This is a genomic window from Actinophytocola sp., from assembly GCF_036402745.1.
GTDB lineage: Bacteria > Actinomycetota > Actinomycetes > Mycobacteriales > Pseudonocardiaceae > Actinophytocola.
Genome location: NZ_DASWSJ010000236.1, coordinates 1 through 13,796 on the forward strand (window position 1 = coordinate 1; position 13,796 = coordinate 13,796).

The 13,796-nt window shown below is 71.6% G+C and carries 12 protein-coding genes; 8 read left to right on the top strand and 4 right to left on the bottom strand.

Going from position 1 to position 13,796, the window contains the following annotated elements; genetic code table 11:
• The first annotated feature begins 521 nt into the window (after nt 1-521).
• The 5 genes from VGD70_RS22345 (at nt 522) to VGD70_RS22365 (ending at nt 8,076) form a co-directional block, all read left to right on the top strand.
• Nucleotides 522-665 (top strand): hypothetical protein, encoded by a 144-nt coding sequence (locus VGD70_RS22345; RefSeq protein ID WP_331084381.1) that lies wholly within the window; start codon nt 522-524, stop codon nt 663-665.
• Nucleotides 666-1,085: 420 nt separating this feature from the next.
• The gene (locus VGD70_RS22350; RefSeq protein ID WP_331084383.1) at nt 1,086-5,258 is read left to right on the top strand and encodes an NEW3 domain-containing protein; all 4,173 of its coding nucleotides are present in this window, start codon (nt 1,086-1,088) and stop codon (nt 5,256-5,258) included.
• The gene (locus VGD70_RS22355) at nt 5,255-6,043 is read left to right on the top strand and encodes a peptidylprolyl isomerase (protein ID WP_331084385.1); all 789 of its coding nucleotides are present in this window, start codon (nt 5,255-5,257) and stop codon (nt 6,041-6,043) included. The genes VGD70_RS22350 and VGD70_RS22355 overlap by 4 nt, the downstream gene beginning before the upstream one ends.
• Nucleotides 6,043-7,095, top strand: a complete 1,053-nt coding sequence (locus VGD70_RS22360; RefSeq protein WP_331084387.1) for an ROK family protein — start codon at nt 6,043-6,045, stop codon at nt 7,093-7,095. The genes VGD70_RS22355 and VGD70_RS22360 overlap by 1 nt, the downstream gene beginning before the upstream one ends.
• Nucleotides 7,096-7,149: 54 nt before the next feature.
• Nucleotides 7,150-8,076, top strand: a complete 927-nt coding sequence (locus tag VGD70_RS22365) for a bifunctional helix-turn-helix transcriptional regulator/GNAT family N-acetyltransferase (RefSeq protein WP_331084389.1) — start codon at nt 7,150-7,152, stop codon at nt 8,074-8,076.
• Here the strand turns inward: VGD70_RS22365 and VGD70_RS22370 are convergent.
• Nucleotides 8,073-8,651, bottom strand: a complete 579-nt coding sequence (locus VGD70_RS22370) for a peroxidase-related enzyme (RefSeq protein WP_331084391.1) — start codon at nt 8,649-8,651, stop codon at nt 8,073-8,075. The two genes, VGD70_RS22365 and VGD70_RS22370, sit on opposite strands and share 4 nt — an antisense overlap.
• A 123-nt stretch (nt 8,652-8,774) precedes the next feature.
• On the opposite strand from VGD70_RS22370, the gene VGD70_RS22375 reads away from it, so the two are divergent.
• Nucleotides 8,775-9,659: an oxidoreductase gene (locus VGD70_RS22375; protein WP_331084393.1), complete on the top strand. Its 885-nt coding sequence runs from the start codon at nt 8,775-8,777 to the stop codon at nt 9,657-9,659.
• Here the strand turns inward: VGD70_RS22375 and VGD70_RS22380 are convergent.
• Entirely contained in the window at nt 9,649-9,924 is a 276-nt protein-coding gene (locus VGD70_RS22380) for a YggT family protein (protein ID WP_331084395.1), read from the bottom strand. The genes VGD70_RS22375 and VGD70_RS22380 overlap by 11 nt on opposite strands.
• Nucleotides 9,925-10,115: 191 nt before the next feature.
• On the opposite strand from VGD70_RS22380, the gene VGD70_RS22385 reads away from it, so the two are divergent.
• Both VGD70_RS22385 and VGD70_RS22390 read left to right on the top strand, forming a co-directional pair.
• Nucleotides 10,116-10,472 carry a YciI family protein gene (locus VGD70_RS22385; RefSeq protein ID WP_331084397.1) on the top strand — a complete coding sequence of 119 codons (357 nt, stop codon included), beginning with the start codon at nt 10,116-10,118 and terminating at the stop codon, nt 10,470-10,472.
• A gap of 58 nt (nt 10,473-10,530) precedes the next feature.
• Nucleotides 10,531-11,769 carry an RNA polymerase sigma factor gene (locus VGD70_RS22390; protein WP_331084399.1) on the top strand — a complete coding sequence of 413 codons (1,239 nt, stop codon included), beginning with the start codon at nt 10,531-10,533 and terminating at the stop codon, nt 11,767-11,769.
• Between the two features lie 182 nt (nt 11,770-11,951).
• Here VGD70_RS22390 and VGD70_RS22395 read toward each other — a convergent pair whose 3' ends face one another.
• Both VGD70_RS22395 and VGD70_RS22400 read right to left on the bottom strand, forming a co-directional pair.
• On the bottom strand, nt 11,952-12,185 hold the full coding sequence (locus VGD70_RS22395; protein ID WP_331084401.1) for a hypothetical protein: 234 nt from the start codon (nt 12,183-12,185) through the stop codon (nt 11,952-11,954).
• 128 nt (nt 12,186-12,313) lie between these two features.
• On the bottom strand, nt 12,314-13,796 hold a 1,483-nt coding region (locus VGD70_RS22400; protein ID WP_331084403.1), incomplete at its 5' end, for a phosphoenolpyruvate carboxykinase (GTP).

The window sequence follows — 13,796 nt, forward strand, 5'->3', positions numbered from 1 at the left end:
TCCGGTCAAGAGGGCCCAGCATCGCCAGCGACACCAGGCCAGCAGACCGCCTCACTCAGCCGTCGGCATCACTCCTCCCAGCAAGACCGGGCACCGGCGCCGACCAGCCACAACCACCTAACCCACCGGCATTGGGACTAGTCCGCCTCCCCGGGATTGACAGTGTGCGTTGCGTCCCGGCGAATGGTGCGGGTATCGGGGTGGGTGGTGGCTGGGTGCCGTCACGGTCCCCTGAGGTTCCGGTGGTCGGCGCAGGACTTCACACGATGATCTACGAGACAGGCCTTAGCGTCCTCTGCCGCTTTCTCACGACATCTAGCGATCTTGCTAGACGTCTGGATACTCCTGCATCGACCCTCGGTGACCGTTCGTACACGTCCGGCGGACGAGCTAGTTCACCGATGAATCGTTGGCTTGTGTCCCGCTTCACCGAATAAACTGGTGCGTTTGTGCGTTACAAGGAGCATAATGGTCAGTGGCTGGAGGAACCAGCCAAGCCGTAGAAGGAGATGCAGAACCCCATGAACATCGCCGCGAAGCTCCGAGCCCGCCGCGTCGAGGCCCGCAATCGCCGGGCGGTGGACCGCGCCGTCGCGCAGGCCAAGACGCCGGGCATGCGTGACGAGATCCTGATCATGGCGCAGCGCCAGACCATGATCCGATAAGTCGCAGAAACTTTTTTCGGGCCCGTGTAACGCCCTAGACGTGGGCCACGATGAACCGAATGACCCCGTAGTGCTGGCGGACCCCCGACCTGGCAGCACTACGGGGTTTCCAGCTGGGTGCTCGACGCGTTCGCGTCTTCGCGCCCACCCCTTCGTTTTTGTGCCGGGGGGCCGAGCCCCCGAGCCCCCCACGGTGCGAGGTCGTTCTGACCCAGCGTTGTGCGGTTTGGGCGGGGTTTCCACCTGGTGCCCACGGTCCGGGCTCGTCTCACCCAGGTTGGTGCGGTTGGGCGGGGTTTCCACTGGTGCCACGGTTCGGGCTCATCTGACCCAGGGTGGTGCGGTTGGGGATTGACCGGCTTCGGACAAACTTGGCGTCCTCGGTTGTGTCGCTGTGATCAAGCAAGCACAGTGCCTGGCATGGCTGCTGTGTCCGTGGAGTCGACCGAGCTGTTCGTCGGGACGGTTGAGGCTCCGCTTCAGGTTGTTCGGGTGTCCTTCGCCGGCGCCGGATCGGCTCGCGTGCATGTCGAGGGCCAGGGGGTTTCCACCCCGGCACCCGTCGACGTGGTGGTGCAGGGGCAGATCGGCGTCGAGGTCGGCGTCGACACCCTGGGCGCCACGCCAGGCACCAGACTTCCCACCCGCGCGGTCGTCGTCTCCGGCACCGACCGGGTGGAGCTGGACTTCGAGCTCGTCGTCGCCGAGCCCGGCTGGACCATGCACCTGGTCAGCCACTTCCACTACGACCCCGTCTGGTGGAACACCCAGGCCGCGTACACGGTCGCGTGGGACCAGCTCGACTTCCCCGGCTCGCACCGCGGCGCCCGCCAGCTCGCCGGGTTCGACCTGGTCCGCGCGCACCTCGACCTCGCGCTCGCCGAGCCCGCGTACCGCTTCGTGCTCGCCGAGGTCGACTACCTCAAGCCCTACTGGGACACCTACCCCGAGGACCGCGAGGTGCTGCGCCGGCTCATGGCCGAGGGCCGCGTCGAGATCCTCGGCGGCGCCTACAACGAGCCGAACACCAACCTCACCGACCCCGAGACCACGATCCGCAACTTCGTGCACGGCATGGGCTTCCAGCGCGACGTGCTCGGCGGCGACCCCGCCACCGCCTGGCAGCTCGACGCGTTCGGCCACGACCCCGCGTTCCCCGGCTTCGCCGCGGACGCCGGCCTGACCTCCACCTCCTGGGCCCGCGGGCCGTTCCACCAGTGGGGCCCGATGATCGGCAACGGCGACCCCACGCGCATGCAGTTCCCCAGCGAGTTCGAGTGGATCTCGCCGTCCGGGCGCGGGCTGCTGACCTCGTACATGACCGACCACTACGGCTCCGGCTGGGCCATGGACTCCGCCCCGAGCATCGAGGCCGCAGGCGAGGCCGCGTACGCACTGTTCCGCGCGCTCAAGCAGGTCGCCACCACGCGCGAGGTGCTGCTGCCCGTCGGCGGGGACTACACGCCGCCGAACAAGTGGATCACCGAGGTGCACCACGACTGGGCGCGGCGCTACGTGTGGCCGCGGTTCGTCTGCTCGCTGCCACGCGACTTCTTCGCCGCCGTCCGCGCCGAGCTCGCCGAGCGCGGGGAGGAGCCGACTCCGCAGACCCGGGACATGAACCCGATCTACACCGGCAAGGACGTCTCCTACATCGACACCAAGCAGGCCCAGCGCGCCGCCGAGGCCGCGGTGCTGGAGGCCGAGCCGTTCGCGGTGTTCGCCACGCTGCTCGCCGGCACGTCCTACCCGGACGCGGCGCTGGCGAAGGCGTGGGTGCAGCTCGCGTACGGCGCGCACCACGACGGGATCACCGGGTCCGAGTCCGACCAGGTGTACCTCGACCTCGTCACAAGCTGGCGCGACGCGCACGACCTCGCCGCCGAGGTCCGCGACCAGGCGCTTGCCGTGCTGTCCGCCCAGGTCGCGCCGCTCCCGGGCGACGGCGTGCCGGTGGTCGTGTGGAACTCCTTGAACCACAGCCGTTCCGACCTCGTGACGGTGCGGCTTGCCACGCCCGTGGCCGGCGTCGCGGTGCTCGACGCATCCGGCGCCACGCTGCCCGCGCTCGTCGAGCACGACGGACACTCGGTCACGTTCCTCGCCGCCGACGTGCCGCCGCTGGGCTGGCGCGCCTACCGACTCGAACCGTCCACAGCGGACGGTCAGGGCTGGGTTCCGGTCGACGGCGTGGTCGCGTCGTCGGACCGCTACCGCGTCACGGTCGATCCGGCGCGCGGCGGCGGCGTGGCGAGCCTGGTCGAGCTGGCGAGCGGCCGGGAGCTGATCGCCGAGGGGCGGGTGGGCAACGAGCTCGCGGTGTACGAGGAGTACGCGGACCATCCGACCTTCGGCGAGGGGCCGTGGCACCTGCTGCCGAAGGGTCCGGTCGCGACGTCGGCCTCCGGTGCGGCGGCGGTTGCCGTGACCCGCGGTCCGCTCGGCGAGCGGGTGAGCGTGCGCGGTGCGGTGGGGCCGGTGCGCTACACGCAGACGATCACGCTGTGGCACGGCGTGGACCGGGTCGACTGCTCGACGACCGTCGACGAGTTCACCGGGTCGGACCAGCTGCTGCGGGTGCGCTGGCCGTGCCCGGTGCCGGGTGCGCTGCCGGTGAGCGAGGTCGGGAACGCCGTGGTGGGGCGCGGTTTCGGGCTCATCGACGTCGACTCGGCGCAGCACCCGTGGACGCTGGACAACCCGGCGCACACGTGGTTCGGCCTGTCCTCGGCGGCGGCGCTGCGGTTGGCCGACGGGGCGCTGCGGCCGATCGGCGTGGCCGAGATCATCGTGCCGTCGCTGGCCGAGGCCGCGCCGCTGGCCCGGTCGCTCGCCGTCGCGCTGGCCCGGTCCGGGGTGACCTCGACGGTCTCGTCGGCGACGGGCGCGCGCTACGGCGACCTCGGCGTGGACTCCAACCTGCCGGACGTGCGGATCACCCTGGGGGACGCCGAGATCAACGGTTTCACCGCGTCGGTGTTCGAGGGTGCCGAGACGGGTGTCCACTGGGTGACGCCGGACAAGCCGCTGACCGAGGTGTGGCAGCCGAGCGCGGACCTGCGGGACGCCGGCGCGCTCGGCGTCCTGGTGCTGTCCGCCTCGCGCGAGGAGCTGCCCGCGCTGGTGGAGTCCATTGTGGACGACTTGGCGGACCACGTGATCGAGGTCGGCGCGGGGGATCCCGGCCAGCCGCCGTACGCGGGGCGGACGGTGGCGTTGCTGAACCGCGGGCTGCCGGGGTTCGCGGTGGACTCGGAGGGGACGCTGCACGCGTCGCTGCTGCGGTCGTGCACGGGATGGCCGTCGGGCGTGTGGGTCGACCCGCCGCGGCGGGTGGTGCCGGACGGGTCGAACTTCCAGCTGCAGCACTGGACGCACGAGTTCCGGTACGCGCTGGCCGCCGGCTCGGGTGACTGGCGTTCGGCCGGGATCGCCACGGTGAGTGCCGAGTTCAGCCGGCCCCTGCACGCCGTCGTCGCCGCGTCGTCGGGATCGCTGCCCTCGTCGGGATCGCTGCCCTCGTCCGGGTCGCTGTTGCGGGCCGAGCCGGCCGACCGGGTTCGGCTGGCCGCGGTGAAGGCGGCCGGCAACCCGCTGGTGCGGGGTTCGGCGAAGGCGCCGTCGCCGCGTTCGCGGGTGGCGGTGCGCCTGGTGGCGCACACCGGTGAGCCGGTGTCGGCCCGGCTGAGCTCCGACGTTGTCGAGCTGGCCGACCTGGCGGTGACGAACCTGCTGGAGGAAGGCGGCACGCCGCTGGCCGGGGCCGTCGTGGAGGTCGCCGGCTGCGACGCGGTGACCGTGTTGGCGACTCCCGTCGTGGCTTCCTCCACTGTGGATGGTCCGGCGATCGGTGCCGAGGCCGAGCCGGCCCAGCCGCTGTACGCGAAGTACTGGCTGCACAACCGCGGGCCGGCGCCGCTGGGTGGGCTGCCGCTCGCGGTGCACCTGTCGCCGGCGCTCGCCGACGTCGAGCCCGGCGGGTCGACGACGCTGCGGCTGACCGTGGCGTCGGACTGCACCGACGCCGAGCTGCCGGGGTTCGTCCGGCTCGTGCTGCCGCCCGGGTGGACGGCCGATCCTGCCGACGTCCCGTTCGGCCTGCCGCCCGGAGGCCACCTGGTCACCGACGTGATGGTGACCGCGCCGTCGGATGCCGTGGCCGGCCGGTTCCCCGTGCGCGCGCGGCTGGAGCCGGCCGGTTCGCTGCCGCCGAGCTGGCGGCAGGTGGTGGAGGACGTGGCGGTGCTGACCGTCGGCACGCCGCCGGACGACGGGTTGATCCGCCTGGTCGGCGACGCGGCGCCGGTTCGGGTGCGGGCGGGTTCGACGGCTCGGCTGACGGTGCGGGTGGCGTCGGCGGCGTCCGGCCCGATCGCGCTCGAGGCGGCGCTGATCAGCCCGTGGGGCACGTGGGAGCTGGCCGGCCCTCGCGCGGTCGGTGCCGAGCTGCCGGCGAACGGCGAGGTGGAGCTGGGCTTCGACGTCGCCGCGCCACCGTGGTCGCCGGCCGGCCGGTGGTGGGCGCTGATCCGGGTCGCCGGCGCGGGGCGCCTGCTGTACTCGCCGGCCGTGTCGCTGGAGGTGCTGGCGTGACCACTGTGGACGGTGTCGTCGCCTGGGTGTCGGGCCGTTCCATCGGCGTGTCCGATGTGGACGCTCTGGAGGCGGAGCTGCGGGCCGGCCCGGTGGCGGCCACCCTGCCGCGGGTGGGGACGGGTGAGGGGCGGCAGCTGCGGCGGTGGCTCGTGCAGGTGCTCGTGGCGGAGCGGCTGGTGGCGGCCGAGGCCCGGGCGCGTGGGCTGGGCGATGGGCCCGACCTGGTCGAGCTGGCGCCGGACCGGGCGGCGTTGCTCGGGTTGGGGAGCGTTGCCGCGGACCTGTTGACGCGAAGTGCTGTGGCGCGGGCGGTGTTCGTGGCCGTCACCGCGGACGTCGTGGTCGAGGAGGAGCGGGTGCGGCGCTACTACGTCGCCAACCCCGAGGGTTTCCGGGTGCCGGAGCGGCGGGTGGTGCGGCACGCGATCGCCGCGTCGGCCGCGCCGGTCGACCCGGCCGGTCGTCCACTTCGGACGCTGCGGCGCGGGGAGCTGGCCGGGCGGGTCGAGGAGGCCCTGTTCGCCGCTGCGCCCGGGGAGGTGGTCGGGCCGGTGCGGGACTCGTTGGGGTGGCACACGGTGCAGGTCGTCGAGGTGCGGCCGGGGCGGGTGCGGCCGTTCGAGGAGGTGCGCGACGAGATCGCCGGACGGTTGCTGGCCGCGGCGCGGCGGCGGGCGTTCACCGCGTGGCTGGACCGGCACGCGGTGGCGGAGGTCCGGCTGGCGCCGGGCTTCGAGCATCCCGGCGATCCCGGGCAGCCCGACAACACGCACCGCCACTGATGGCGGACCTCGTGCTGGCCGTGGACATCGGCGGCACCAAGATCGCCGCCGGCCTGGTCGACCGCGCCGGCCGGCTGGTGCGGCACGCGGTCCGGCCGACCGCGCCACCGGTGTTCGAGGCCGTCCGGGCGGCGACCGAGGAGCTCGGCCCCGGCCCGGTGGCGGCGGCCGGGCTCAGCTGCGCGGGCCCGGTGGACGCCGTGGCCGGCACGGTGAGCCCGATCAACATCCCGACGTGGCGCGACTTCCCGCTGCGCGCGCGGATCGGCGCACTGCTGCCCGACGTGCCGATCGCGTTGGCGGGCGACGGCCAGTGCATGGCGCTGGGCGAGCACTGGCTCGGCGCGGGCCGGGGCAGCGACTCGATGCTGGGCATGGTCGTGTCGACGGGCGTGGGCGGCGGCCTGGTGCTGAACGGCCGCCCGTTCGCCGGCCGAAGCGGCAACTCGGGCCACGTAGGCCACGTGATCGCCGAGCCGGCCGGCGGCGACGAGTGCACGTGCGGCGGGCGAGGCTGCGTGGAGACCGTGGCCAGCGGACCGAGCATGGTCCGCTGGGCCCACCGCAACGGCTGGACCATGACACCGATGCCCGCCGACGTGGTTCTGGACGCGGGCCAGAACCTCGCGGCGAGCACGAAATCCGTGGCCGCCCCGGACCCGGCTCGGCGCCATGCCGCGTCGACCGGACGTCGCGTCTCGGTCCTGGGCGGGCCCGGCAGGCAGGGCGTCGCCGGAGCCGAGGTGGGGTCGGGGCGGGGGCTTGCGCTTGCCGCCGCGGGTGGGGATCCCGTTGCCGTGGCGGCGTTTCGGCGGGGTGGGCGGGCGTTGGGGTTGGCCATCGTGGCCGTTGCGGCGGTGTGCGATCTCGAGCTCGTGGTCGTCGGGGGTGGGGTGGCTCAGGCCGGGGAGTTGCTGTTCGCGCCGGTGCGGGAGGCGCTTGCCGAGCACGCGGGGCTCTCGTATCTCGCGGGGTTGCGGGTGGTGCCGGCCGAGCTGGGAACGTCGGCCGGGTTGTTCGGGGCCGCGGCGCTGGCGTTCCGCCAGCTTTGAGACGTATGGTTGCCTCAGTCAAGTAATTGTTTCACGGGAAACGAGGCGCCGTCGATGCCCACTGATGTGCCGGTCGAGCGCATCTCGGCCGTTCGTGCGTTCAACCGCAGCTACACGAAGTTCCTCGGCGCGCTCAACGGACACCTGCTGAGCACACCCTATTCATTGACTGAGGCAAGGGTCTTGTTCGAGCTGGGGCAGCGCGAGGAGACCGAGGTGGCCGACCTGCGCCGGGTCATCGGGTTGGACGCCGGGTACCTGAGCCGGCTGCTGGGACGCTTCGAAGAAGGCGGGCTGGTCCGCCGGGAGCGGTCCACGTCCGACGCCCGGCGGCAGCTGATCCGGCTGACGACCAAGGGGCAGGACACGTTCCGCGTGCTCGACACGAAGTCGGTCGCCCAGACACGCGCGCTGCTCGGCGACCTCAGCGACGAGGAGCAGCAGCGCCTGGTCGACGCGATGGACATGATCCGTCGGCGGCTGGCCGGCGCCGACGCCCGGCCGGAGGTGCGGTTGCGCGCGCCCGCGGCCGGCGACCACGGCTGGGTGATCGAGCGCAACGGCGCGCTCTACGCGCAGGAGCACGGCTGGGACTCCTCCTACGAGGCGCTGGTCGCGCAGATCGTCGCGGGCTACCTGGACAAGCACGACCCCGTGCGCGAGGCGGCGTGGGTCGCCGAGCTGCACGGTGAGCGGGTCGGCGCGATCTTCTGCGTCCGCAAGGACGACACGACCGCCAAGCTGCGGCTGCTGCACGTCGAGCCGGGCGCGCGGGGCGCGGGCGTCGGGTCGGTGCTGGTCGACGAGTGCGTCCGGTTCGCGCGCGAGGCCGGCTACCGGTCGATCGAGCTGTGGACGGTCTCGGTCCTGGCACCCGCGCGGCGGATCTACGAGCGGGCGGGGTTCGAGCTGGTGGAGGAGGACACGTCGGACCGGTTCGGGCACCGGCTCACCGGGCAGACGTGGCGGCTCGCGCTCTAACCGCGGGGGAGGCGGCCCATCAGGTAGAACTCGTCGTTCGGGCGCAGCGCGGTGAGGTGCGCGATCCGGTTGGAGAGCGCGAAGAGCGCGGTGATGGCGCCGACGTCCCAGATCTCCTCGTCGGTGAGGCCCGCGTCGCGGGCCGCCTCGAGGTCGTCGCCGCTGAAGGTGGCCGGGTCCACGGCGAGCGCGAGCGCCAGGTCGACGACGGCCCGCTGCCGCTCGGTGAGCTCGACCGTCCACGGGTTGGTGGCGACCCGGTCGGCGAGCTGCGGGTCCTTGGCGCGAATGCGCAGGACGGCCCCGTGCGCGACGACGCAGTAGGTGCAGCTGTTGGCCCCGGACGTCGCCACGACGACCAGCTCGCGCTCGGCCTTGCTGAGTCCGGAGTCCCGCTCCATGACGGCGTCGTGATAGTCGAGGAAGGCCCGCAGCTCAGCGGGCCGGTGCCCGAGCGCACGGAAGACGTTCGGCACGAACCCGGACTTGTCGGCGATCTCGCCCACCCGCTCCCGCAGGTCGGCGGGAAGCTCGTCGAGCTCGACGACGGGGAACCTGCTCACATCCTCGGCCACGGCCCCCACGGTACTGCGGAGCCCAGCAGGGCCAGGTCGGACTCCGTCTCGGGCTGCGCGTTCCGCGGGTCCCAGGATGCGCGGGACGTACCCGGCTCCTGCGGTGCGGACGATGATGGAGGCATGGCGACCACGATTTCCGGCGGGACCCTGACCCTCGCCGACGACCTGACGATCACCCGCATGGGGTACGGGGCGATGCAGCTGGCCGGACCCAACGTGTTCGGTCCGCCGCGGGACCGCGACGAGGCGATCGCGGTGCTGCGGGCAGCCGTCGAGCTCGGCGTGACCCACCTCGACACCAGCGACTTCTACGGGCCGGTGGTGGTGAACGAGCTGATCAGGGAGGCGCTGCGGCCATACCCCGACGCGCTGCGCATCGTCACCAAGGTCGGTGCCCGGCGCGGCGCGGACGGCGCGTGGATCCCCGCGCTCGGGCGGCGGGAACTCATCGACGCCGTGCACGACAACCTCACCCATCTCGGGGTGGACACGCTGGATGTGGTGAACCTGCGGACCAGCGCCCTCGACACCGTGCCGGACGCGTCGATCACCGACGAGTTCGAGGTCCTGGCCGAGCTTCGGCAGCAGGGGCTGATCCGGCACCTGGGCCTCAGCGCTGTCTCGTCCGCGCAGCTCACCGCGGCGCAGTCGATCGCGCCGGTGGTGACCGTCCAGAACCTGTACAACCTCGCCAACCGCCAGGACGACGAACTGGTCGAGCGGTGCGCGCGGGAGAACATCGCGTACGTGCCGTTCTTCCCGCTCGGCGGCTTCACCCCGTTGCAGGCCGACGAGCTGGCCTCGGTGGCCGCCCGCCTCGGGACCTCGACACAGCAGGTGGCGCTGGCCTGGCTCCTGCAACGCTCACCGGCGATCGCGCTGATCCCCGGCACCTCGTCGCGGGACCATCTCCGCGAGAACATCGCCGCCGCGGACCTTCACCTGCCCGCCGACGCGGTGGCCGAGCTGGACCGCATCGGGTCCGGCCCGGCGGTCACAGGCTGAACGCGACCGAGCGAAGGATCAGGGCCAGGATGAACACCGCGGTGAACGCCAGGTCGATCCCGACCCCGCCGGCGCGCAGCGGGGGCAGCACCCGGCGCACCGGGGCGATCACGGGCTCGGTCCAGCGCTGGGTGATCGCGCGGGCGCGGCTCACCCACCAGGGACCGGTGGTCACCAGTCTCGTCCAGTCCAGGATCATCCGGGCGATCATCAGCAGGATGAACGCCGTCAGGGCGTACCCGAGCAGGGCTCCGATGAGGCTCATGTCGAACTCCTCCGTGGTGGGCCGTGGTGGCCCTCCTACCGGTGTCAACGTGTTCGGCCGGGTCGGAAGTGTCCCTTTTCCTGTGTTCTCAGCCGAAATTCAGGGTGACCGTGCACATGGCAGGTTCGTTGTGTCGATTCTCGGGTGGGATGCCCGTCTAGGGAACGCCTACGACAGCGAGGAGGGACGGCATGGCCAACTTCGTGGGGTTCCTGCGCGGGACCGAGGACGCGCAGACTCACCTGAGCCCGGACGAGGCGCAGCGCACGCTCGAGCGGTACATCGCGTGGAGTGAGGATCTGGAGAAGGCGGGCAACCCGCCGACGGGTGGCGGGCTGTCCCGGCGCGGGCGCGTGGTCCGGCGGGGTGGTGGCGGGCTCGACGTCACCGACGGGCCGTTCGTCGAGGGCACCGAGATCCTCGGCGGGTACATCGCGATCGAGGCCGGCGACCTCGACGAGGCGGAGAAGATCTTCTCGAGCCACCCGCACCTGGAGTTCGGGTCCATCGAGGTCCGCAAGATCGGCCAGCAGGGCTGCGAGGACTGAACCGGCGCGGCGGCCTCCCGGAGACCGGGGAGGCCGCCGCGGCCGGCGGAGGGGTGCGATGGACGAGCAGGCCCGCGGCGTCGTGGAGGGGTTGTTCCGGCAGAGCGCGGGGCGGATCGTCGCCACGTTGACCCGGGTGCTGGGGGCGGGGCGCATCGATGTCGCCGAGGAGGCGGTTCAGGAGGCGTTGCTGCGGGCCTTGCAGCGGTGGCCTTTCTCCGGTGTGCCGGACAATCCCGCCGGGTGGCTCTTCCTCGTCGCCCGCAACACCGCGCTCGATCTCGTCCGGCACGACGAGGTCGTCCGGAACAAGCTGCCGTTGCTGGCGACGGGGGAGGCCTGCGACGCGGACAGCGGGACCGACGACGAGCTCGCGCTCGTGTTCCTTTGTTGCCATCCCGCGCTTCCCGTCGCCTCGCAGGTCGTGTTGACGCTCAAGACCGTTGGCGGGCTGGGCATCGGGGAGATCGCGGCCGCGCTCCTCGCGAAGCCTGCCGCCGTGGCGCAGCGGCTCGTGCGGGCCAAGCGGTGGCTGCGGGACGAGGCCGAGCGGGTCCCCGTCGAGGTGCCCGCGGCGGACCTCGAGGCCCGTGTGGACAGTGTGCTTTCCGTGCTGTACCTACTGTTCAACGCCGGGTACGACGCGGCCGAGGGGGACAGCGCGGTCCGGCGCGAGCTGTGCGCGGAGGCCGTCCGGCTGTGCCGGCTGCTCTGTGTGAACGGTCGGACGGACCTGCCGCGGGCGCGGGCGTTGCTCGCGTTGATGCTGCTGCAGGCGAGCCGGCTGGGCGCGCGGACCGACGAGGACGGCGACGTCCTGCTGCTCGCCGACCAGGACCGGGACAAGTGGGACCAGGACATGATCGCCGAGGGGACGCGGGTGTTCGCCGGCTCGTGCGTGGGGAACGAGCGGTCGAGCTATCACGTCGAGGCGGCCATCGCGTTGTGCCACGTCATGGCGGCCGATGTCGGGAGCACCGACTGGCCACGCGTGCTCTCGCTGTACGACGAGCTGCTCCGGACGAAGAGGTCACCGGTGGTCGCGCTCAACCGGGCCATCGCGGCGGCCATGGCCGGGCACCTGGACCTCGGCGAGCTCGAGCGGCTCGCGCAGGAGCCGGCGCTGCGGGACTACCACCTGCTGCCCGCCGCCCTGGGTGCCCTGTGGTTGCGGGCCGGGCGGCCGGACACCGCCGCCGAGCACTACCGGGAGGCGATCCGGCGGCCCACGTCCGAGCCCAACCGGCGGTTCCTGGAGCGGCAGCTCGACCGGTGCGTGAGCCGGCGGAGCGGGTGACACCGAAGATCACGAACGGTCACCAGCGGATACCGGCGTCGCTGTGGACAACGAAGTCGCCACTGGGTGAACGCGACATGTCCGGCTCATTGCCAGGGCGTTGGCTACGGGTTCTGCTGGCCGCCCGCCCCCAGGGGCTGTGCACAGCTCTGTCCACAGGTTGTGGACAACGCTGGCGAGGGCTAACAGCCTGCACCCATCCGGTGGTGCTCGGCCAGGTGATCGCCCACGATCAGCAGACACGCGATGCAGCGTGGGCCGGTGTGCGATCTGGTGATCTTGTCGATCGGCACGCTGTGGCTGCACGCCGCCTCCACGAAGCTCGCGGGGCGCTCGTCGCTGGCGAACGCGTGTACCCGCGAGTCGTAGCGGGACAGCTGCCACACCCACTTGTCGCACTTGTCGGTCTCGCACATGGCCCGACCTCCACGTTGCTGGCGCTACTGACAGTGCAGACGTCGCCACCTTACGGCCATGATGCAACTTGCAGAAAATCGCGGAGACCACTCTTTCGAGTGATCTCCGCGATCGTCGAAACGGCAGGTCAGCCCAGGCGCTGCTTGAGCACCTCGAGCTCCGCACGCAGCACCGTCGGCAGCTTCTCGCCGATCTTGGCGAACCACTCCTCGATGAGCGGCACCTCGGCCTTCCACTCGGTGACGTCGACCTTCAGCGCGGCCTCGATCTCCGCGCTCGACGCGTCCAGGCCGGACAGGTCCAGGTCGGCCGCGGTCGGCACGTAGCCGATCGGGGTCTCCTTGGCCGCCGCCTTGCCCTCGAGGCGCTCGATGGCCCACTTCAGCACGCGGGAGTTCTCCCCGAAGCCAGGCCACAGGAAGTTCTTGTCCTCGTCGCGCCGGAACCAGTTCACGTAGAAGATCTTCGGCAGCTTGGTGGCGTCGGCCCGCTTGCCGGTGTCGATCCAGTGCTGGAAGTAGTCACCGGCGTGGTAGCCGATGAACGGCAGCATCGCCATCGGGTCGCGGCGCACGACGCCGACCTTGCCCTTGGCCGCGGCCGTGGTCTCCGACGACAGCGTGGCGCCCATGAACGTGCCGTGCTGCCAGTCGCGCGACTCGGTGACCAGCGGGATCGTGGTGGCACGCCGGCCGCCGAAGAAGATCGCCGAGATCGGCACGCCCTTCGGGTCGTCCCACTCCGGAGCCAAGATCGGGCACTGCGCCATCGGGGTGCAGTAGCGGGAGTTCGGATGCGAGGACGGCTCATCGGCGTCCGGGGTCCAGTCCCGCTTCTTCCACGAGGTCAGGTGCGCTGGCGGCTCGCCCATGCCCTCCCACCAGATGTCCCCGTCGTCGGTCAGCGCGACGTTGGTGAACAACGAGTTGCCCTTGGCGATGGTGCGCATCGCGTTGGGGTTGGTGTGGTAATCGGTGCCCGGCGCCACGCCGAAGAAGCCGAACTCCGGGTTCACCGCGTAGAGCCGGCCGTCCTCGCCGAACCGCATCCAGGCGATGTCGTCGCCGAGCGTCTCGACCCGCCAGCCCGGAATCGTCGGCTCCAGCATGGCCAGGTTGGTCTTGCCGCACGCGCTCGGGAACGCCGCGGCCACGTAGTAGACCTTGTTCTCCGGCGAGATCAACTTCAGGATCAGCATGTGCTCGGCCAGCCAGCCCTCGTCCCGGCCGATCACCGACGCGATCCGCAGCGAGTAGCACTTCTTGCCCAGCAAGGCGTTCCCGCCGTAGCCCGAGCCGTAGCTCCAGATCTCCCGCGTCTCCGGGAATTGGCTGATGTACTTGGTCTCGTTGCACGGCCACGGCACGTCAGCCTCGCCGTCGTCCAGCGGCGCGCCCAGCGAGTGCAGCGCTGGCACGAAGTCCTGCTCGTTGCCGTCCTCGTCAAGGAATTTCGGCAGCACCTTCGTGCCCATCCGAGTCATGATCTTCATCGAAACGACGACATACTCGGAGTCGGTGATCTCCACGCCCAGCATGGGTTTCTCCGCCGAGAGCGGGCCCATGCAGAACGGGACGACGTACATCGTGCGGCCACGCATCGAGCCCCGG

Excerpts from the sequence above, each read along its gene's own strand:
- VGD70_RS22395 (WP_331084401.1), bottom strand. The coding sequence starts at position 12,185 with ATGTGCGAGACCGACAAGTGCGACAAGTGGGTGTGGCAGCTGTCCCGC.
- VGD70_RS22390 (WP_331084399.1), top strand. The coding sequence starts at position 10,531 with ATGGACGAGCAGGCCCGCGGCGTCGTGGAGGGGTTGTTCCGGCAGAGC.
- VGD70_RS22350 (WP_331084383.1), top strand. The coding sequence starts at position 1,086 with ATGGCTGCTGTGTCCGTGGAGTCGACCGAGCTGTTCGTCGGGACGGTT.
- VGD70_RS22375 (WP_331084393.1), top strand. The coding sequence starts at position 8,775 with ATGGCGACCACGATTTCCGGCGGGACCCTGACCCTCGCCGACGACCTG.
- VGD70_RS22380 (WP_331084395.1), bottom strand. The coding sequence starts at position 9,924 with ATGAGCCTCATCGGAGCCCTGCTCGGGTACGCCCTGACGGCGTTCATC.
- VGD70_RS22385 (WP_331084397.1), top strand. The coding sequence starts at position 10,116 with ATGGCCAACTTCGTGGGGTTCCTGCGCGGGACCGAGGACGCGCAGACT.
- VGD70_RS22365 (WP_331084389.1), top strand. The coding sequence starts at position 7,150 with ATGCCCACTGATGTGCCGGTCGAGCGCATCTCGGCCGTTCGTGCGTTC.
- VGD70_RS22345 (WP_331084381.1), top strand. The coding sequence starts at position 522 with ATGAACATCGCCGCGAAGCTCCGAGCCCGCCGCGTCGAGGCCCGCAAT.
- VGD70_RS22360 (WP_331084387.1), top strand. The coding sequence starts at position 6,043 with ATGGCGGACCTCGTGCTGGCCGTGGACATCGGCGGCACCAAGATCGCC.